The sequence below is a fragment of the Pseudomonas sp. NPDC089534 genome (genome assembly GCF_044749305.1).
GTDB lineage: Bacteria > Pseudomonadota > Gammaproteobacteria > Pseudomonadales > Pseudomonadaceae > Aquipseudomonas > Aquipseudomonas ekonensis.
The window spans coordinates 69,728-88,221 of the sequence record NZ_JBIVHR010000014.1 but is presented as its reverse complement, the minus strand read 5'-3'; the positions used below and the strand labels follow the sequence as shown (position 1 = coordinate 88,221).

Annotated in this window: 18 protein-coding genes; 7 read left to right on the top strand and 11 right to left on the bottom strand. The window is 64.4% G+C overall.

Annotated features, from left to right (window positions below; translation table 11 throughout):
• Both ACIP0B_RS06580 and lnt read left to right on the top strand, forming a co-directional pair.
• The coding region (locus ACIP0B_RS06580) for a transporter associated domain-containing protein (RefSeq protein ID WP_400830631.1) at positions 1-518 on the top strand (518 nt) is incomplete at its 5' end.
• 15 nt (positions 519-533) lie between these two features.
• Positions 534-2,057: an apolipoprotein N-acyltransferase gene (gene lnt / locus ACIP0B_RS06575; protein ID WP_400830629.1), complete on the top strand. Its 1,524-nt coding sequence runs from the start codon at positions 534-536 to the stop codon at positions 2,055-2,057.
• 163 nt (positions 2,058-2,220) lie between these two features.
• Here the strand turns inward: lnt and ACIP0B_RS06570 are convergent, their stop codons facing one another.
• Positions 2,221-3,000, bottom strand: a complete 780-nt coding sequence (locus ACIP0B_RS06570; RefSeq protein ID WP_400830628.1) for a YdcF family protein — start codon at positions 2,998-3,000, stop codon at positions 2,221-2,223.
• A 105-nt stretch (positions 3,001-3,105) separates the two neighbouring features.
• Complete coding sequence (locus ACIP0B_RS06565) at positions 3,106-3,429, bottom strand: hypothetical protein (RefSeq protein ID WP_400830626.1); 324 nt, start codon at positions 3,427-3,429, stop codon at positions 3,106-3,108.
• A gap of 281 nt (positions 3,430-3,710) precedes the next feature.
• Here ACIP0B_RS06565 and leuS point away from each other — a divergent pair, with 281 nt between their 5' ends.
• The 3 genes from leuS to holA all read left to right on the top strand — a co-directional run bounded on the left by leuS (position 3,711) and on the right by holA (position 8,087).
• On the top strand, positions 3,711-6,317 hold the full coding sequence (leuS, locus tag ACIP0B_RS06560) for a leucine--tRNA ligase (RefSeq protein WP_400830624.1): 2,607 nt from the start codon (positions 3,711-3,713) through the stop codon (positions 6,315-6,317).
• Positions 6,318-6,404: 87 nt separating this feature from the next.
• Positions 6,405-7,010: an LPS assembly lipoprotein LptE gene (gene lptE, locus ACIP0B_RS06555; protein WP_400830622.1), complete on the top strand. Its 606-nt coding sequence runs from the start codon at positions 6,405-6,407 to the stop codon at positions 7,008-7,010.
• Between the two features lie 39 nt (positions 7,011-7,049).
• Positions 7,050-8,087 (top strand): DNA polymerase III subunit delta, encoded by a 1,038-nt coding sequence (gene holA / locus ACIP0B_RS06550; RefSeq protein WP_400830620.1) that lies wholly within the window; start codon positions 7,050-7,052, stop codon positions 8,085-8,087.
• A 36-nt stretch (positions 8,088-8,123) separates the two neighbouring features.
• Here the strand turns inward: holA and ACIP0B_RS06545 are convergent, their stop codons facing one another.
• Positions 8,124-9,158 (bottom strand): hypothetical protein, encoded by a 1,035-nt coding sequence (locus ACIP0B_RS06545; RefSeq protein ID WP_400830619.1) that lies wholly within the window; start codon positions 9,156-9,158, stop codon positions 8,124-8,126.
• Positions 9,159-9,236: 78 nt separating this feature from the next.
• Here ACIP0B_RS06545 and arfA point away from each other — a divergent pair, with 78 nt between their 5' ends.
• A complete protein-coding gene (gene arfA, locus ACIP0B_RS06540) occupies positions 9,237-9,389 on the top strand; it encodes an alternative ribosome rescue factor ArfA (protein ID WP_400830617.1) in 153 nt (50 codons plus the stop codon).
• A gap of 6 nt (positions 9,390-9,395) precedes the next feature.
• On the opposite strand, the gene ACIP0B_RS06535 is transcribed toward arfA, so the two are convergent.
• The gene (locus ACIP0B_RS06535; RefSeq protein ID WP_400830615.1) at positions 9,396-10,337 is read right to left on the bottom strand and encodes a halovibrin HvnA; all 942 of its coding nucleotides are present in this window, start codon (positions 10,335-10,337) and stop codon (positions 9,396-9,398) included.
• 217 nt (positions 10,338-10,554) lie between these two features.
• Between ACIP0B_RS06535 and ACIP0B_RS06530 the strand changes: the two genes are divergently transcribed.
• The gene (locus ACIP0B_RS06530) at positions 10,555-11,877 is read left to right on the top strand and encodes a lytic murein transglycosylase (RefSeq protein ID WP_085638932.1); all 1,323 of its coding nucleotides are present in this window, start codon (positions 10,555-10,557) and stop codon (positions 11,875-11,877) included.
• Between the two features lie 93 nt (positions 11,878-11,970).
• Here ACIP0B_RS06530 and ACIP0B_RS06525 read toward each other — a convergent pair whose 3' ends face one another.
• The 7 genes from ACIP0B_RS06525 to mltB all read right to left on the bottom strand — a co-directional run bounded on the left by ACIP0B_RS06525 (position 11,971) and on the right by mltB (position 18,489).
• Positions 11,971-12,921, bottom strand: coding sequence for an LD-carboxypeptidase (locus tag ACIP0B_RS06525; RefSeq protein WP_400830613.1), 951 nt, complete (start codon positions 12,919-12,921; stop codon positions 11,971-11,973).
• A gap of 173 nt (positions 12,922-13,094) precedes the next feature.
• Positions 13,095-14,117 (bottom strand): lipoyl synthase, encoded by a 1,023-nt coding sequence (lipA, locus tag ACIP0B_RS06520; RefSeq protein WP_085585989.1) that lies wholly within the window; start codon positions 14,115-14,117, stop codon positions 13,095-13,097.
• A gap of 1 nt (position 14,118) precedes the next feature.
• Entirely contained in the window at positions 14,119-14,766 is a 648-nt protein-coding gene (gene lipB, locus ACIP0B_RS06515; RefSeq protein WP_400830611.1) for a lipoyl(octanoyl) transferase LipB, read from the bottom strand.
• The gene (locus ACIP0B_RS06510; protein ID WP_400830609.1) at positions 14,766-15,041 is read right to left on the bottom strand and encodes a DUF493 domain-containing protein; all 276 of its coding nucleotides are present in this window, start codon (positions 15,039-15,041) and stop codon (positions 14,766-14,768) included. The genes lipB and ACIP0B_RS06510 overlap by 1 nt, the downstream gene beginning before the upstream one ends.
• Before the next feature lie 82 nt (positions 15,042-15,123).
• Positions 15,124-16,281: a D-alanyl-D-alanine carboxypeptidase family protein gene (locus ACIP0B_RS06505; protein ID WP_085632379.1), complete on the bottom strand. Its 1,158-nt coding sequence runs from the start codon at positions 16,279-16,281 to the stop codon at positions 15,124-15,126.
• Positions 16,282-16,468: 187 nt separating this feature from the next.
• Entirely contained in the window at positions 16,469-17,479 is a 1,011-nt protein-coding gene (locus ACIP0B_RS06500; protein WP_217890453.1) for a septal ring lytic transglycosylase RlpA family protein, read from the bottom strand.
• Positions 17,479-18,489, bottom strand: coding sequence for a lytic murein transglycosylase B (mltB, locus tag ACIP0B_RS06495; protein ID WP_400830607.1), 1,011 nt, complete (start codon positions 18,487-18,489; stop codon positions 17,479-17,481). Before mltB ends, ACIP0B_RS06500 begins: the two co-directional genes overlap by 1 nt.
• Positions 18,490-18,494: the final 5 nt, after the last annotated feature.

The window sequence follows — 18,494 nt, the reverse complement described above, 5'->3', positions numbered from 1 at the left end:
GCTGCCAGCGCACGGTGGAGGAAATCACCCGCTGGAGCCGCATGACCAACGACGAAAGCTTCAACATCAAGGACCTGCTGCGCCCGGCCACCTTCGTGCCGGAGTCCAAGCGCCTGAACGTGCTGCTGCGTGAGTTCCGCGCCAACCATAACCACATGGCCATCGTCATCGACGAATACGGCGGCGTGGCGGGCCTGGTGACCATCGAGGACGTGCTGGAGCAGATCGTCGGCGACATCGAGGACGAGCACGACGTCGAAGAGGACAGCTACATCAAGCCGCTGCCCAGCGGCGATTTCCTGATCAAGGCCCTGACCCCGATCGAGAACTTCAACGAGTTCTTCGACAGCGAGTTCTCCGACGACGAGTTCGACACCGTCGGCGGCCTGGTGATGAGCGCGTTCGGGCACCTGCCCAAGCGCAACGAAATCACCGAGATCGGCGCCTACCGCTTCCGCATCCTGAACGCCGACAGCCGTCGGATCCACTTGCTGCGACTGACCCCAATCGCCCGCTGACCTCCAAGGATAGAAATGCGCTGGATAACCCGCCCCGGCTGGCCCGGTAACCTGCTGGCCGTGGCGGCCGGCGCAATCACCACCCTCTCCCTGGCGCCGTTCGACATCTGGCCGCTGGCCTTGCTGGCGGCGGGCCTGTTCTATGCCGGCCTGCGCGAACTGAGCCCGCGCCAGGCGCTGGGCCGGGGCTGGTGCTTCGGCTTCGGCCTGTTCGGCGCCGGCACCAGCTGGATCTACTACAGCATCCACCACTTCGGCGGCGCCTCGGTGCTGCTGGCCGGTTTCCTGATGCTGCTGTTCACGGCGGCGATCGCCTGGTTCTTCGCCCTGCCCGCCTGGCTCTGGGCCCGTTGGCTGCGGCGCAACGAGGCGCCGCTGGCCGATGCGCTGGCGTTCGCGGCGCTGTGGGTCGGCCAGGAAGCGTTCCGGGGCTGGTTCCTCACCGGCTTCCCCTGGCTGTACTCCGGCTACAGCCAGCTCGACGGCCCGCTGGCCGGGCTGGCGCCGGTGGGCGGCATGTGGCTGGTGTCGTTCGTCCTGGCGCTGACCGCCGCGCTGTTCCACAACATGCCGCGCCTGCTCAGCGGCGGCCGCAAGGGCTTCGTGGCCGCCGGCCTGCTGTTGCTGATCGGGCCGTGGGTGGCGGGCCTCGCGCTCAAGGGCCACGCCTGGACCAGCCCGGCGGGCGCGCCGCTGAGCGTCGCCGCGATCCAGGGCAACGTCGAGCAGAGCATGAAGTGGGATCCGGCGCAGCTCAACGCGCAGCTGGCGCTGTACCGCGACCTGAGCTTCCGCTCCAAGCCGGTGGACCTGCTGATCTGGCCGGAGACCGCCGTGCCGGTGCTCAAGGAGTCCGCCGAAGGCTACCTGAACATGATGGGCACCTTCGCCGCCGAGCGTAAGTCGGCGTTGATCACCGGCGTGCCGATCCGCCAGACCGTGCGCCACGAAAAGCGCTTCTTCAACGGCATCACCGTGGTCGGCGAAGGCGACGGCACCTACCTGAAGCAGAAACTGGTGCCGTTCGGCGAATACGTGCCGCTGCAGGACCTGCTGCGCGGGCTGATCGCGTTCTTCGACCTGCCGATGTCCGACTTCGCCCGCGGCCCGGCCGACCAGGCGCTGCTGCAGGCCAAGGGCTACCAGATCGCACCGTTCATCTGCTACGAAGTGGTGTACCCGGAGTTCGCCGCCGGCCTCTCCGCCCGCAGCGACCTGCTGCTGACCATCAGCAACGACACCTGGTTCGGCACCTCCATCGGTCCGCTCCAGCACTTGCAGATGGCGCAGATGCGCGCCCTGGAGGCCGGACGCTGGATGATCCGCGCCACCAACAACGGCGTGACCGGCCTGATCGACCCGTTCGGCCGGATCACCGAAAGCATTCCGCAGTTCGAGCAAGGCGTGCTGTACGGCGAAGTGGTGCCGATGCACGACCTGACGCCGTACCTGCAATGGCGCTCGTGGCCGCTGATCATCCTGTGCGTGCTGCTGTTCGGCTGGGCGCTGATGGCCGGGCGGATCTCCAAGACCCTCTGAGGGCTTCGCGGGCAGGCCTGCTGCCGCATCGGGCCTGCCCGGCGGCGCCTTCACCGGCGCCATCGCCAGCAGGCCGGCCCCCACAGGGGGCCTGGCTGAATGCAGCCTCCGTGTTCACTTCAAGGCCGTGCGGAAGCGGCGGCGCGACCGTCGGCCCCGTGCATCATTCAGCTTCGTCGGCCCCTCGGTAGAACAGCGAATACCCTACCTGCCCCACCGCCTCGTTCAGCAACTGCCCGCTCTGCCAGATCGACTTGAACTCCGGCAGCCAACCGCCGAACGGCCGGGCATTGTCCGTGCCGAGGAAGCCGACCGGCGCCGGCACCACCTCGAACCCGGCCTGCTCGAAACACCACACCGCCCGCGGCATGTGCCAGGCCTGGGTGACGACCGCCACACGTTTGATGCCCTGGGGCAGCAGCACCTTGGCGCTGAGCACCGCGTTTTCCCAGGTCGTGCGGCTCTCGCCTTCCTGCCAGCGCACCGTCACCCCGAAATCGTCGCGCAGCGAATCGGCCATCAGCTTCGCTTCCGTCGGCGGCGTGCCGTAATGCAGGCCGCCGCTGGTCAGGACCGGCAAACCGGACGCCTTGGCCAGGCGCGCCGCATAACGCTGCCGCTCAAGCCCGATGCCGGTCGGCTGATCCTCGCCCCAGGCCAGGTCGCCGCGCTCGCGCCCGGAGCCCAGCACCACGATCGCATCGGCGCGCTGCGCCAGCCCCGCCCAGGCCTCGCGGGCCAGCGGCGGCTCGCGCTCCAGGGCCTTGGCGCCCCACTGCACGACCACCGGCAGGCTCATCAGCCACAGTCCGCCCAACCCCAGGGCGAAGCACAGGCCGGCCAGCCGCGGACGGGAGCGGCGCAGCCACCAGGCGACCAACAGCAACAGAAAAAGGATGCCGGGCGGCAGCAGCAGTTGTTTGATGAAATAGCGAAAGGGCATCGGGCATCTCCAAAGATGCCCGCAGCCTAAGTGGGTTGATTCGACGCGACAACCGATAAGGTGGGATCCCGCTTGAAAAGATCCGCTTCTTGACCTGCCATGCGCTTACTTGGCCTGCAGAGTGCGGACCTTGACGGTCTCTCTGCCGGGCGCCTTGTCCTTGAGCCATATGACCTTGGCCGAAGGTACTGCATCGAGCTGTTTCACTGCCTGTGACAGACATCCGTGGGCTTCACGTTCACTGCGATCCAGATAAGCCTTGACCAGATCGAACTCGGCGGGGCTCAAGCCGCGCAATTCCAACTCCAGGGGGCGCTCGTCGCGCAGCCGTCCCGCGGTTCTCGCCGCGTCCAGGGCCATGCCCAGACGGTCGATCAACCGCTCGTACAACTCAGGTTTGGTTATGTTCTTTTGCTGTGACTCCACCATCCCTCACCTCATTGAAGATAAGACTCACTCCCCACTAAGGAGCTTAGCTTCGCTGCACAAACCGGCCGCACGCCGCGACCAACGGCCCCCGCAGCCGATTTGCCCGGCCGGACGGGCGCAATCAGGGTTTCCCTAGGCCAAGCGCGGTCATGTATGCTACGGCGCTTCCTGTCACTCCACTTCCAGCCCGTCCGGGCCGCGAAACGCCAATTTGGCGTGACCCGCCCCCCGATGCCGCGTTGAAGAGGACTGGGCCACCCCTATCCAGTACAAAAGTAGCCATGCACGAACACTATCAGCCCCGTGAAATCGAAGCCGCCGCCCAGTCGTTCTGGGATGAGCAAAAGTCCTTTGAAGTCAGTGAACAGCCAGGCAAGGAAACCTACTACTGCCTGTCGATGTTCCCTTACCCCAGCGGCAAGCTGCACATGGGGCACGTGCGCAACTACACCATCGGCGACGTGATCTCCCGCTACCAGCGCATGCAGGGCAAGAACGTCCTTCAGCCGATGGGCTGGGACGCGTTCGGCATGCCGGCGGAAAACGCCGCGATGAAGAACAACGTGGCGCCGGCCAAGTGGACCTACGAAAACATCGCCTACATGAAGTCCCAGCTGCGCAGCCTGGGCCTGGCGGTGGACTGGTCGCGCGAAGTCACCACCTGCAAGCCGGACTACTACCGCTGGGAACAATGGCTGTTCACCCGCCTGTTCGAGAAGGGCGTGATCTACCGCAAGAACGGCACCGTGAACTGGGACCCGGTCGACCAGACCGTCCTGGCCAACGAGCAGGTGATCGACGGCCGCGGCTGGCGTTCCGGCGCGGTGATCGAAAAACGCGAAATCCCGATGTACTACTTCAAGATCACCGCCTACGCGGATGAGCTGCTGGAGAGCCTCGACGAGCTGACCGGCTGGCCTGAACAGGTCAAGACCATGCAGCGCAACTGGATCGGCAAGTCCCGCGGGATGGAAGTGCAGTTCCCGTACAACGTCGATTCCATCGGCGAGACCGGCACCCTGAAGGTCTTCACCACCCGTCCGGACACCCTGATGGGCGCAACCTACGTCGCCGTGGCCGCCGAGCACCACCTGGCCGCCCTGGCCGCGCAGAACAACCCTGAGCTGCAGGCCTTCATCGCCGAATGCAAGGCCGGCAGCGTGGCCGAAGCCGACGTCGCCACCCAGGAAAAGAAAGGCCTGCCGACCGGCCTGTTCGTCGAGCACCCGCTGACCGGCGAAAAACTGCCGGTGTGGGTCGCCAACTACGTGCTGATGCACTACGGCGACGGTGCGGTCATGGCCGTTCCGGCCCACGACGAGCGCGACTTCGAATTCGCCCAGAAGTACAGCCTGCCGGTCAAGTCCGTGGTGCGCACCAGTTCCGGCGACACCAACCCGGCCCCGTGGCAGGACGCCTACGGCGAGCACGGCACGCTGATCAACTCCGGCGAGTTCGACGGCCTGGACTTCGCCGGCGCGTTCGACGCCATGGAAGTCGCCCTGATCAAGAAAAACCTCGGCGCCTCGCGCACCCAGTTCCGCCTGCGCGACTGGGGCATCAGCCGCCAGCGCTACTGGGGCTGCCCGATCCCGATCATCCACTGCGGCGCCTGCGGCGACGTGCCGGTGCCGGAAGACCAGTTGCCGGTCGTGCTGCCGGAAGACGTGGTGCCGGACGGCAACGGCTCGCCGCTGGCGCGCATGCCGGAATTCTACGAGTGCGCCTGCCCGAAATGCGGCCAGCCCGCCAAGCGTGAAACCGACACCATGGACACCTTCGTCGAGTCGTCCTGGTACTACGCCCGCTACGCCTCGCCGCACTTCGAAGGCGGCCTGGTGGAGAAATCCGCGGCCGACCACTGGCTGCCGGTGGATCAGTACATCGGCGGCATCGAGCACGCCATCCTCCACCTGCTCTACGCGCGCTTCTTCCACAAACTGATGCGCGACGAAGGCCTGGTGAGCTCCAACGAGCCGTTCAAGAACCTGCTGACCCAGGGCATGGTGGTCGCCGAGACCTACTACCGCCGCGAAGCCAACGGCGCCTACACCTGGTTCAACCCGGCCGACGTGGAGCTCGAGCGCGACAGCAAGGCCAAGGTCATCAGCGCCAAACTGATCGCCGACGGCCTGCCGGTGGAGATCGGCGGCACCGAGAAGATGGCCAAGTCGAAGAACAACGGCGTCGACCCGCAGTCGATGATCGACCAGTTCGGCGCCGACACCTGCCGCCTGTTCATGATGTTCGCCTCGCCGCCCGACATGAGCGCGGAATGGTCCGACTCCGGCGTGGAAGGCTCGCACCGCTTCCTCAAGCGCGTCTGGCGCCTGGCCCAGGCCCACATCGTCCAGGGCCTGCCGGGCAAGCTGGACATCGCCGGCCTGAACGACGAGCAGAAGGCCGTCCGCCGCTCGATCCACCAGGCCATCAAGCAGGCCAGCCACGACGTCGGCCAGAACCACAAGTTCAACACCGCCATCGCCCAGGTGATGACCCTGATGAACGTGCTGGAGAAGGCCGCGCAAGGCACCGAACAGGACCGCGCCCTGATCCACGAAGGCCTGGAGACCGTGACGCTGCTGCTGGCGCCGATCACCCCGCACATCAGCCACGACCTGTGGAACCGCCTGGGCCATGCCGATCCGGTGATCGACGCCGCCTGGCCGGTGCTGGACGAAAGCGCGCTGGTGCAGGACAGCCTGACCCTGGTGATCCAGGTCAACGGCAAGCTGCGCGGCCAGATCGAAATGCCGGCCAGCGCCACCCGCGAGGAAATCGAGGCCGCGGCCCGCGCCAACGAGAACGTGCTGCGCTTCGTCGACGGCCTGACGATCCGCAAGGTGATCGTGGTGCCGGGCAAACTGGTCAACATCGTCGCCAGCTAATTGGATCGGGCGCCGGCTCCGGCCGGCGCCCTGTAAAACCTTTCGGGCCGCACCGCCGGCCCACACGGTTTCAAGGGGAGCAACACAATGATCAAACGCAATCTGCTGGTGGTGGGCCTCGCGGTCCTGTTGAGCGCCTGCGGTTTCCACCTGCGCGGCACCGGCACCACCGAGCTGACCGTCAAGGAACTCGACCTCAGCGCCCGCAACGCCTATGGCGAGACGGTCACCCAACTGCGCCAGGTGCTTGAGGCCAGCGGCGTCAAGATCTACACCGGCGCACCGTACAAGCTGTACCTGGCCGACGAGCAGGAAAGCCAGCGCATCCTCAGCTACGCCGGCGCCGGCCGCACCGGCGAATACCAGGTCAGCACCGTGCTGAACTATGACATCCGCGGCGATCGCGACCTGCTGCTCAAGAGCGACAAGATCGAAGTGCAGAAGGTGTTCATCCACGACGGCAACAACCTCGTCGGCTCCGACCAGGAAGCCAGCGATGCCCGTCGCGAAAACCGCCGCGAGCTGGTTCAGCGCATGATGCTGCGCCTGCAGCAACTGACGCCGGCACAGCTGCAGCAACTGCAGCAAGCGGCCAACGACCGTGCCAAGGCAGAAGCCGACGCACTCGAAGCGGCGCAGAAGGCTGAAGCGGAAACGCCGCGCCAGTCGCCGCTCGAACTGCCGCAGCAGTAAGAGGACCGGGGCGCTCAGGCGCCCCGTTCGCTTTCTCCTATGAAGCTCGCTCCCGCCCAACTCGGCAAACACCTGCAAGGCACGCTGGCACCGGTCTACGTCATCAGCGGCGACGACCCGCTGCTGTGCCAGGAAGCCGCCGACGCCATCCGCTCAGCCGCCCGCCGGCAGGGCTTCGATGAGCGTCAGGTGTTCGCCGCCGACGCCAACTTCGACTGGGGCACCCTGCTGCTGGCCGGCGCCAGCCTGTCGCTGTTCGCCGAAAAGCGCCTGCTGGAACTGCGCCTGCCCTCGGGCAAGCCCGGCGACAAGGGCGCCGCCGCGCTCATCGAGTATTGCTCGCGCCCGGCCGAAGACACCTTGCTGCTGATCAGCCTGCCCAAGCTCGACGGCAGCGCGCAGAAGACCAAGTGGGGCAAGGCCCTGGTCGAAGGTGCGCAGACCCAGTTCGTGCAGATCTGGCCGGTGGACGCCAACCAGTTGCCCGGCTGGATCCGCCAGCGCCTGTCCCAGGCCGGCCTCTCGGCCAGCCAGGACGCGGTGGAGCTGATCGCCGCGCGGGTCGAAGGCAACCTGCTCGCCGCCGCCCAGGAGATCGAAAAGCTCAAGCTGATGGCCGAGGACGGGCAGATCACCGTCGACACCGTGCAGGCGGCCGTGGCCGACAGTGCACGCTTCGACGTGTTCGGCCTGACCGACGCGATCCTCAACGGCGAAGCCGCCCACGCCCTGCGCATGCTCGAAGGCCTGCGCGGCGAGGGCGTCGAGCCGCCGGTGATCCTCTGGGCCCTGGCCCGGGAGCTGCGTCTGCTGGCCAGCATCGCCCAGCAGTACAGCCAGGGCACACCGCTGGACAAGGCCTTCAGCCAGGCCAGGCCGCCGGTCTGGGACAAGCGCAAGCCGTTGATGAGCAAGGCCCTGCAACGCTACTCGGCCCAGCGCTGGGCGCAACTGCTGCTCGAAGCCCAGCGCATCGATGCGCAGATCAAGGGCCAGGCGCCGGGTTCGCCGTGGATGAGCCTGAGCCGGTTGTCATTGCTGATGGCCGGACAGCGCCTGCCCCTTCCGGCCGAATAGCACCGTGGACTGAAACGGCAACTTGCCCCCCCATGCTCAAAGATGAACCTGATCAGCCGAGCTGTAGCTGAAGGATGCAGCTTGTGAAGCACCGATGGTCAATTTGATAATCGGTACAATTTTCCCGGCGGCTTGAGTGTAGTAAGAAGCTTGGTTTTTCTTCGCCTGAACCAAACCGGAGGCATTGGTGTAGAAGAAAGCCTCAATAGGCATCTTCGCAGCCGGCTGCTTGGCCCATACACCGACAACCAACTCGTTTTCGTCGTTCAAACCGTTCTTCGGGATTCTGGGCATTGCGGCCACCGCTTCACGAAAGAGCGCTGCTGTTTGATAGGGCGACGAATCACGAACATCAAAGCTGCATTGTTTCTGCTCGCGCGCTTGAGTGTTGGCCATGTAGTGGGCCATAAACTGATCCGCGGTTGTAACGCCTTGCAAGGAGCAGTATCGACTGATCGCGCCATGAAGACTGTGTTGCCCACAGCCATTGTCCGCGCGCCACTCAGTGGCGCCGTCGATGGGAAAGAAACAGTTGTATTGAAACTTTATCTGGCCCGCAGGCAGTTCAGAAACAGGGTGCACGATGTATCCGTTATTGGCGCGTCTATAAAGTGCTGGAAACCTCGCATCCGTCCGCATATATGAGAATGCGACAAAGCCATTTTTTACACTGCCTGGGCTGGGATCCCACACGTTGTAGGTGTCACCATATGTCGTGCCCCGGATCACGATGCCCGAGCAGAGAAATGAAGGTGCCGTTTCACTGTTGAAACAGTTCCTGGAGGTTTGCGCGTAACGCGCGTTGAGTGCCGCTGCGACGGCAGCACCATTATTAGCGGCAGCCATGATTGAGCTCACTCGGCTACCAGCTCCGGCCACATCTTGGGAAACCGGTTCCTCATGCTTTGATGCACAAGCAAACAATACAGATATCGATAAAGCCAAAATGACTCTTCGCATGATTTTCTCCAGAATGTTTTCTGCGTGGACAGTGCCTGACTTCGCCAAGAAGCCACTGCTCTGCACGTTCACCAACAGTCGTCCATAAGCGTCATCAAGTGCAGGGTCCATGAAGCGTGCGGTACTCTTTGCACGCATTGCTTATCAAAGAAGGGGGCGTATACTCCGTCGTCCAACCGGAGACCCACCATGCGTAAGAAGCGATCCAACAAGGCCAAATCCATCATCGCCCAACCATTGTTCCGCATCCGCCAGGAACGCCCGGCCAAGGGCAAAGGCAGCTACCGCCGCGAAGCCTTCCAGTCTAAAAGCTGGGAGGCTTCTTACTTTCTGGCCGCGTGAAACCGCTCAATCGACCGCTTGATCCGCTGCCTGATAAACGAAGGTCATGCTTTCATCCAGAGTGTTGGGGAACGTGGTCTTGATGATAGGGATCGCAACACCGGTCAGCTCCTTGAACCGACGCTGATCGATCTGCACATCTGCCAGGCCTGATTTCCCGTCCCGTACGTAGTAGAAGAAAGCCTCGATCGGCAACGTCCTTGCCAGCCCCGGCGCCCAGGTCTTGAGCTTTACATCATTGGGGATGTCAAAAGCCCTCGGCGAGATCGCCCTCCCCCCGACCATGCCTTCATGAAAGTTCGGCCCCGCCGCATTGTTGGCGGCATCGCGAACATCGAAACTGCAAACCCCCGCGATAGTGTGTTCGCCAGGGACATACTTGCGATAATTTGCCGCCCACTGCTCGCCCGTACGAATGTTTTGAGCATTGCAGGCTACCGTTCCGGGGTAACCGGAGATGGCACCGCAACCGTTATCCGAGCGTCTGTCGGATGACCCGTCAATGGGAAAGAAACACAAGACCTCGATGTTTTCCTTACCCGCCGGCACGCTCAATATTGGGTAAAAGATCAGGCCCTTGTTGTAGGTGAACGCCAACCGTTTCATTTTGTAGTCGGACCTTACGTATGAAAACGAAGTGCCTCCGACCCTGATCGCCGTCGGGCTCGGATCCCAGACGTCGAACCCGTTGGCACGGGCTGTGCCCCGCAGCAAAATGCCGGAACACAGAAAGGCAGGCATCGAGTCCTTGCCGCAATTGACCCGAGTGTCGCGATAACGTCGGGTCAACTCCGCTGCGACCTCAGGCCCTGTGGAAGCCGCAACCATCGTTTGCGCAACAGCAGAAAAATCACCGCTTTTGCGCTTCGGCGGCGTCGAATCCGACGGTGGCTGTGAAGAGCAGCCTGCCAATACCATCAAAACGAATGTGGCCAGCACCTTTTTCATTTCGGCTCCTTCGGCAAAGACTGCCCTGTGAGAGTCGATTGAACACCCGGTTTGCAGGTTTGGTAACTGTCAAATATGCCAGTTGAAACAGAGAAAAAAACGGTTCTATCCTGAACCGAGGGCGCACGCCCCGCGTTGCAAATTCCCGCGCCGGATCCCGATTTGCCGGGCAGGCATGTTAAGGTCTGCACCTGATTCACATCCTCTGGACCTGTGCATGCCCCTTTGCCTTACCCGTCGTTGGCCCGTGCGCCAATTGATCGCCGCCACCAGCTTCGTGTTGCTGGTCGCCTGCGCGGAGAAACCCACCGCCGCCGACGCGCAACCGCTCCAGACCGCCCCCGTGGCCACTGCCCCGGCCATCGTTCCGCCCGTCGTGCCGTCCGGCGACGACCTCGACCTGCAACCGACCCAGACCTTCGCCGAGTGGCAGGCAGGCTTTCGCAAGGACGCCCTCGCCGCCGGGATCCGCGCCGACGTGTTCGACCGCGCCTTCGCCAACGTCAGCTTCGACGCCAGCGTGATCCGCGCCGACCGCAGCCAGCCGGAGTTCGCCCGGCCGGTGTGGGAATACCTCGACGGCGCACTCTCGCCGCTGCGGGTGCGCAAGGGACAAGCCCTGATCAATCAGTACGCCGGCATCCTGCAAAGCATCGAACAGCGCTATGGCGTAGACCGCCAGGCACTGGTGTCGGTGTGGGGGATGGAAAGCAACTTCGGCCAGTTCCAGGGCAACAAGTCGGTGATCAACTCCCTGGCGACCCTGGCCTACGAAGGCCGCCGCCCGGGCTTTGCCCATGCGCAGCTGATCGCCGCGCTGCAGATCCTGCAACAGGGCGACATCACGCCCGAGAAGATGCTCGGCTCCTGGGCCGGCGCCATGGGCCAGACCCAGTTCATCCCGACCACCTACAACACCCACGCCGTGGACTTCGACGGCGACGGCCGCCGCGACATCTGGGGCAGCCCGGCCGACGCCCTCGCCTCGACCGCGCATTACCTGCAAAGCTCCGGCTGGCAGCGCGGCCAGCCGTGGGGCTTTGAAGTGCAGCTGCCGAGCGGCTTCAACTACACCCTGGCTGACGGCGCCATCCGCAAGAGCGTCGCCGAGTGGCGCCAACTGGGCGTGATCCTGCCCAACGGCGGGCAGGCGCCGGCCGGTTCCGATCAGCTCTCCGCCGCCCTGCTGCTGCCGGCCGGCTACCGTGGCCCGGCGTTCCTGATCCTCGACAACTTCCGGGCGATCCTCAAGTACAACAACTCCTCGTCCTACGCCTTGGCGGTGGGTCTGCTGTCGGAACGCTTCAACGGCGCCGGCCTGATCAACGGCACCTGGCCCAAGGACGACCTGCCGCTGAGCCGCACCGAGCGGATCGAACTGCAGAATCTGCTCAGCGCACGCAATTACGATGCAGGCGCAGCGGACGGCATCATCGGCGCCAACACGCGCAAGGCGATCCGCAGCGCGCAGCAGTCGTTCGGCTGGCCGGCGGACGGCTATCCGACGCACAAGCTGCTCGAAAGCCTGCGCGCCCAGTAAAAAGCATCGCGGGCAAGCCCGCTCCCACAGGGATCGCACTGAACCTGTGGGAGCGGGCTTGCCCGCGAATGCGCTCCGGCAGACGGTGGATGCTTACAGCCTGAGCACCACATCCTGCTCCAGCAGCAACTCTTGCTTCCCGGCATCCAGCCGCACCAGCGCCCCCAGCGGCAAGGTCAGGTTCGGGTCGCAATGCCCGCTTCGCCAGCCCGACAGCACCGGAATCCGCAGCGGTTCGAACGTCTGCTTGAGCAACCGGTTCAGCGCACCGGTCTCCACCCCCGCCACATCCCCGACCAGCACACCGCGCAACTTGTGCAGGTGACCGCTCAGGCGCATCTGGGTCAGCAGCCGGTCGATGCGGTACAGCGGCTCGTTGACGTCCTCGATCAACAGAATCACGCCTTCGGCGTCGATCTCGTAGGGCGTGCCCAGGGTCGAGGCGATCATTGCCAGGTTGCCGCCCAGCAGCCGGCCATGGGCGATGCCGGGCTCGACGGTGGTCAACGGCCAGGCCGCCGGGTGCGCGATCACGCTGCCGGCCTTCAGTTGGCCCCGCAGCATGGCGAAGAACGACGTGACCGTGGGCGGCTCCTTGTCGCCCAGCAGGTCGGCGTTGAGCAACGGCCCGTGAAACGTCACGAACCCCGCATAGCGGCTGATGGCGAGGTGCAGCGCGGTGATGTCGCTGTAGCCGACGAACGGCTTGGCATGGCGCCCCAGCAGGTCGTAATCGATGCGGTCGAGCAGGCGCGGCGTACCGTAGCCGCCGCGCAGGCAGATGATCGCGTCGACCTCGGGATCGGCGAACGCGGCATGCAGGTCATTGAGGCGAACCTCGTCGCTGCCGGCCAGGTAACCGTCCTTCTCGTAGACGCCGGGAAAGATCCGCAGCCCGTAGCCCCGGGCGCGCATCCACTGCACCGCCTTGTCCGTGTCCAGCGTGCCCGGCCCCGCGGGCGCAATGACGCCGATCATCCCCTCGGACGGCAGCGCCGGCACGGGTTGATGCGGACAAAGGGTGTGGGTCGGTCGAACGGTCATCCATGGATCTCCCTGCGTGAAGTCGTGAGCACACAGTAGTCAGGTACGGCGGCAAACAGAAGAGGCTTTGTCAGCCATCGGTTGCGGGAAAAGTCGCTGTCGAGCATGGGTCGGGCAAAAAAAACGCCCGCCGGGCACCTGGGCGCGGCGGGCGTTTTCGGCTCAGCGCCGGATCAGGAACCCAGCAGCTCGGCCTTGACCAGTTTCGCCTGCTCGTCGGCGTGGTACGAGGAACGCACCAGCGGGCCGGACGCGACGTTCTTGAAGCCCATCTTGTAGCCTTCCTCGGCGAACCAGGCGAAGGTGTCCGGGTGCACGAAGCGCTGAACCGGCAAGTGGCTGCGGGACGGCTGCAGGTACTGGCCCAGGGTCAGCATGTCGATGTCGTGCTCGCGCATGCGCTTCATGACTTCGATCACTTCGTCGTCGGTCTCGCCCAGGCCCAGCATCAGGCCGGACTTGGTCGGGATGTGCGGCATCATCTGCTTGAAGCGCTGCAGCAGGGTCAGCGACCACTGGTAGTCCGAACCCGGGCGCGCAGCCTTGTACAGGCGCGGCACGGTTTCCAGGTTGTGGTTGAACACGTCCGGCGGCTCGGCGGCGGTGATTTCCAGGGCGATGTCCATGCGACCGCGGTAGTCCGGCACCAGGGTCTCCAACTGCACGTTCGGCGACAGCTTGCGGATCTCGCGGATGCAGTCGGCGAAGTGCTGGGCACCGCCGTCGCGCAGGTCGTCACGGTCCACCGAAGTGATCACCACGTACTTGAGGCGCAGGTCGGCGATGGCGATGGCCAGGCTTTCCGGCTCGTTGACGTCCAACGGCTTCGGACGGCCATGGCCGACGTCGCAGAACGGGCAGCGACGGGTGCAGATGTCGCCCATGATCATGAAGGTCGCGGTGCCGCCGGAGAAGCATTCGCCCAGGTTCGGGCAGGAAGCCTCTTCGCAGACGCTGTGCAGCTTGTGCTTGCGCAGCAGGGTCTTGATGCGCTCGACCTCCGGCGAAACCGGGATGCGCACGCGGATCCAGTCAGGCTTCTTCGGAAGCTCGGTGGTCGGAATGATCTTCACCGGGATGCGGGCGACCTTCTCGGCGCCGCGCAGCTTGACGCCGGCTTCGACCTTGGCACGCGGGGCCGGGCGCTCGGTGACATCGAGCGTCGGGATCATGGTTTGCACTGCATCAGTAGTCATATCAGTCGATTCCGCCCGTCAGGGTCGTCTGCTCAGCATAGTCGAGGTGTTTGACGAGCTGCGCGCGCAGCCGGGCACTTACCTCGGCAAATTCAATCGGTCCTGCGTGGTCGCTCAGCTGGGTCATGGCCAGCCCGGCGTAGCCGCAGGGATTAATCCGTCGAAACGGCTCCAGGTTCATGTCCACGTTCAGGGCCAGGCCGTGAAAGGAACAGCCGTGGCGAATCCGCAGCCCCAGGGATGCGATCTTCGCCCCGTCGACATAAACGCCGGGAGCGTCGGGCTTGGCCGCTGCGGTCACGCCGTAGCTGGCCAGCAGTTCGATCAGGCATTGCTCCATGCGGGTGACCAGGTCCCGTACCCCGAAACCCAGCTTGCGCACGTCCAGCAGCAGGTAGGCCACCAGTTGGCCTGGGCCGTGATAGGTCACCTGCCCGCCCCGGTCGACCTGCACCACCGGGATGTCGCCCGGCAGCAGCACATGTTCGGCCTTGCCGGCCTGGCCCTGGGTGAACACCGGCGGGTGCTCGACGAGCCAGATTTCGTCCGCGGCCTCGCTGCCGCGTTCGTTGGTGAAGCGTTGCATGGCATGCCAGACCGGCTCGTAAGCCATCTGGCCGAGTTCGCGAAAGCCCAGCGTGCCCGGCATCACAACACCATGTGCACGAAACCGGTCGCCCGCAGTTCGCTGTTGATGTTGTACAGCTGATCCTGGTCGGTGGCGAGAATATGCAACTGAATAGTGATGTACTTGCCTTTGTTACTGGGATTCTCGCGAACGTCCGACTCTTCGAATTCAGCGTGCTTGCGCACGATATCGATCACTTTTTGCCTGACATCCACAATGGTGTCGCAGATCACCTTAACCGGGTAATTCTTGACGGGAAATTCGATCTTTGGCGCCTTTACTTCGGTATCGCTCATGGCGTAACGGCCTCGCAAGCCTTGCCAACGAGCATGGCCCCGCTCCGGGTGCGGGGCGGGGCCATGCAGGTCAACACTGGAATCAGTTGAACAAGCCGTAGAAGAATAGACGGATGCTATCCCACATGCGGCGGAAGATACCACCCTCCTCGACAGCGTCCAGGGCGATCAGGTCGGCGCTGTGCACCACCTTGTCGTCCAGTTTCACTTCGACTTTACCGATCACGTCGCCCTTGGCGATTGGCGCGGTCAGTTGCGGGTTCATGGTCATGCTGGCGGCGAGCTTCTTCAGCTGGCCTTTGGGCAGGGTCATGGTCAGGTCCTGCGCCAGGCCGGCCTTGACCTGGCCGGTGGTGCCCTTCCATACCGGCGCCTGGGCCAGTTCGGTGCCCTTCTGGTAGAAGGTCTGGGTTTCGAAGAAGCGGAAACCGTAGGTCAGCAGCTTCTGGGTCTCGGCGGCGCGGGCCACTTCGCTGTTGGTGCCGAACACCACCGCGATCAGGCGCATGCCGTCACGCACGGCCGAGGACACCATGCAGTAGCCGGCTTCGTCGGTGTGGCCGGTCTTCAGGCCGTCGACGGTCTTGTCGCGCCACAGCAGCAGGTTGCGGTTAGGCTGCTTGATGCCGTTCCAGAAGAACTCTTTCTGCGAGTAGATGGCGTAGTGCGCCGGGTCTTCGTGGATGATCGCGCGGGCCAGGATCGCCATGTCGTGAGCCGACGAGTAGTGCTCAGGGTTCGGCAGGCCGGTCGGGTTCATGAAGTGGGTGTTGGTCATGCCCAGGTCGGCGACGGTCTTGTTCATCAGGTCGGCGAACGCGTCTTCGCTGCCGGCGATGTGCTCGGCCACCGCGACGCTGGCGTCGTTGCCCGACTGGATGATGATGCCGTGCAGCAGGTCGCTGACGGTCACCTGGGAGCCGACCTTGATGAACATCCGCGAACCGCCGGTGCGCCAGGCGTTCTCGCTGACGGTCACCGGGTCGTTCTCGCCGATCTGGCCGCGACGGATCTCCAGCGTGGCGATGTACGCGGTCATCAGCTTGGTCAGGCTGGCCGGCGGCAGGCGCTGGTCACCGTTGTTCTCCACCAGCACGTTGCCGCTGCTGGCGTCCATGAGCACGTAGGATTTGGCGGCCAGTTGCGGCGGCGACGGCATCATCTCGGCCGCGAAGGCGGCAGGCGAGAGGAGCAGCGGGACTAGCAGGCACAGGCGTTTGGCAAAGGTGGTGATGTTCATCCGTCTCTCGAAATCGCTAATGGAAACTGCCCTTGCGGGCAAAACTAATCAGATGGCCTTCTCATCGGGCCATCGCGTGTTCAGTTGCTCACTCCAGTCACCCTTGCCGGGCTTTTGTTCTTCGACGAGCCAACAACCTGGTCCACCCCCCGAAACCGCAAGTGAACCGTCAATCAAGTCCTACGTTTTACTCTGTGACCACGCTCGGCGAACCGAGGTTGGCCAGGCGCACGCTGTTCTGCACCTGGGCGATCTCACCCGGCGAGCCGATCGGCCCCAGCCGAACCCGGTGCAGGGTCTGCTGATTGCGCACGATCGAGCTGATGAACACCGGAGCGCTCACCATCCCGCTGAGCTTCGACCTCAGGAGTTCTGCAGCGTCCGGGTTGGCGAACGCGCCCACCTGCAGATACTGGCCAGACGCTGTTGCAGAAGCGTTTTTTTTTGCGTCGAGCTGGACCGGCACGACGGCCGCGGCGTGCTGCTGCGGCGGAGGCGTCCACTGCTCGACGGTGCCGGCCGAGGCCGTGATCGCCGGGGCGGCATTCTGCGCCACTTGCGGCTCGTTGAGCATCAGAGGCGCCGGACGGCCCTTGGCGGCCCACCACTGTTGCGGGTCGATGCCTTCGACCTTGACCCGCGCGGTGCCGATCTCGGCATAGCCGAGCTTCTTGGCCGCCGCGTAGGACAGGTCGATGATCCGGTCCGAGTAGAACGGCCCGCGGTCGTTGACCCGCAGGATCACGCTCTTGTTGTTGTCCAGGTTGGTCACCCGGACATAGCTGGGCAGCGGCAAGGTCTTGTGCGCGGCGCTCATGCCGTACAGGTCGTACACTTCGCCGTTGGCGGTGTTCTGGCCGTGGAACTTGGTGCCGTACCAGGACGCGGTGCCCTGGGCGACGTAGGTCTTGGATTCCTGCAGCGGGAAGTAGGTCTTGCCCAGCACGGTGTACGGGTTGGCCTTGTAGGGGCCGGTGTGCAGGGTCGGCGTGGCGTCCGGGATGCGCGACACGTCGACGTCCCACCACGGCGCGCCGTCCTTGTGGGCCCGGTTGATGTCCAGACCCGGCTGCGAGCGGACGGTGTTGGAGGCGGACTTCTGAGCGGGCGAGCGGCTGGTCGAGCAACTGGCGACCAGCACCGCCAACGCGGCGAACGCCACCAGCTTCAGGGGTTTGTTGATAGGCAATGCCCGCATTACTTGACGCCCCGTGCTTTTACCAGCTGTTCAGACAGTTGATGTACGGCCATGGCGTACATCACGCTGCGGTTATAACGCGTGATCGCGTAGAAATTCTTCAGGCCCATCCAGTATTCGGGGCCGTTGTCGCCTTCGAGGCGGAACGCGGTGACCGGCATGTCGTCGCGCAGCGCATCATGACTCGACCAGCCCAGCCCCCGCAACTCCCCGACGGTTTTCGTCGGCTCGATGCCGGCGGTCAGGCCTTCGTCCGCCTGCTCGCCCCGCACGTCCGCCCGGCTCACCACCGGCTCGCCGGCGACCCAGCCGTGACGCTTGAAATAGCTGGCGACGCTGCCGATCGCATCGTCCGGGTTGTTCCAGATGTTGATGTGGCCGTCGCCGTCGAAATCCACCGCATAGGCGCGGAAACTGCTCGGCATGAACTGCGGCAGGCCCATCGCGCCGGCGTAGGAGCCTTTGAGCGTCAACGGGTCGACCTGCTCTTCGCGGGCCAGCAGCAGGAACTCGCGCAGTTCCTTGCGGAAAAACTCGGCACGGGGAGGATAGTCGAATCCGAGCGTGGACAAGGCATCGATCACCCGGAAATTGCCGGTATTGCGTCCGAAAAAGGTCTCAACGCCGATGATCGACACGATCACCTGGGCCGGAACGCCGTATTCCTGCTCGGCACGGGCCAGGGTGGCCTCGTGCTGGCGCCAGAAGTCCACCCCGCGGGCGATGCGCGCGTCGGTGATGAACATCGGCCGGTATTCCTTCCATTGCTTGACCCGCTCGGCGGGCTTGGAAATGGCGTCGAGGATCGACTGCTTGCGCTCGGCCTCGCGGAACACGCCCATCAGCTGTTCGCCGGCAAAGCCGTAGTCGCGGGTCATTTCGCCGACGAACTCGGCCACCTGGGGCGAGCCTTCGTAATCCCCGGCCAGCGCTTCCTGCGCGCCGCCGAGGATGCCCACCAGGCCGACCAACGGCGCACATCGAGTCGCCCAGTCACGCATTGCTTGCATTGAAC

Excerpts from the sequence above, each read along its gene's own strand:
- ACIP0B_RS06535 (WP_400830615.1), bottom strand. The coding sequence starts at position 10,337 with ATGAAAAAGGTGCTGGCCACATTCGTTTTGATGGTATTGGCAGGCTGC.
- lipA (WP_085585989.1), bottom strand. The coding sequence starts at position 14,117 with ATGACTACTGATGCAGTGCAAACCATGATCCCGACGCTCGATGTCACC.
- ACIP0B_RS06565 (WP_400830626.1), bottom strand. The coding sequence starts at position 3,429 with ATGGTGGAGTCACAGCAAAAGAACATAACCAAACCTGAGTTGTACGAG.
- lptE (WP_400830622.1), top strand. The coding sequence starts at position 6,405 with ATGATCAAACGCAATCTGCTGGTGGTGGGCCTCGCGGTCCTGTTGAGC.
- ACIP0B_RS06530 (WP_085638932.1), top strand. The coding sequence starts at position 10,555 with ATGCCCCTTTGCCTTACCCGTCGTTGGCCCGTGCGCCAATTGATCGCC.
- lnt (WP_400830629.1), top strand. The coding sequence starts at position 534 with ATGCGCTGGATAACCCGCCCCGGCTGGCCCGGTAACCTGCTGGCCGTG.
- mltB (WP_400830607.1), bottom strand. The coding sequence starts at position 18,489 with ATGCAAGCAATGCGTGACTGGGCGACTCGATGTGCGCCGTTGGTCGGC.
- arfA (WP_400830617.1), top strand. The coding sequence starts at position 9,237 with ATGCGTAAGAAGCGATCCAACAAGGCCAAATCCATCATCGCCCAACCA.
- ACIP0B_RS06505 (WP_085632379.1), bottom strand. The coding sequence starts at position 16,281 with ATGAACATCACCACCTTTGCCAAACGCCTGTGCCTGCTAGTCCCGCTG.
- lipB (WP_400830611.1), bottom strand. The coding sequence starts at position 14,766 with ATGCCGGGCACGCTGGGCTTTCGCGAACTCGGCCAGATGGCTTACGAG.
- ACIP0B_RS06525 (WP_400830613.1), bottom strand. The coding sequence starts at position 12,921 with ATGACCGTTCGACCGACCCACACCCTTTGTCCGCATCAACCCGTGCCG.
- ACIP0B_RS06500 (WP_217890453.1), bottom strand. The coding sequence starts at position 17,479 with ATGCGGGCATTGCCTATCAACAAACCCCTGAAGCTGGTGGCGTTCGCC.
- holA (WP_400830620.1), top strand. The coding sequence starts at position 7,050 with ATGAAGCTCGCTCCCGCCCAACTCGGCAAACACCTGCAAGGCACGCTG.
- ACIP0B_RS06545 (WP_400830619.1), bottom strand. The coding sequence starts at position 9,158 with ATGGACCCTGCACTTGATGACGCTTATGGACGACTGTTGGTGAACGTG.
- leuS (WP_400830624.1), top strand. The coding sequence starts at position 3,711 with ATGCACGAACACTATCAGCCCCGTGAAATCGAAGCCGCCGCCCAGTCG.
- ACIP0B_RS06570 (WP_400830628.1), bottom strand. The coding sequence starts at position 3,000 with ATGCCCTTTCGCTATTTCATCAAACAACTGCTGCTGCCGCCCGGCATC.
- ACIP0B_RS06510 (WP_400830609.1), bottom strand. The coding sequence starts at position 15,041 with ATGAGCGATACCGAAGTAAAGGCGCCAAAGATCGAATTTCCCGTCAAG.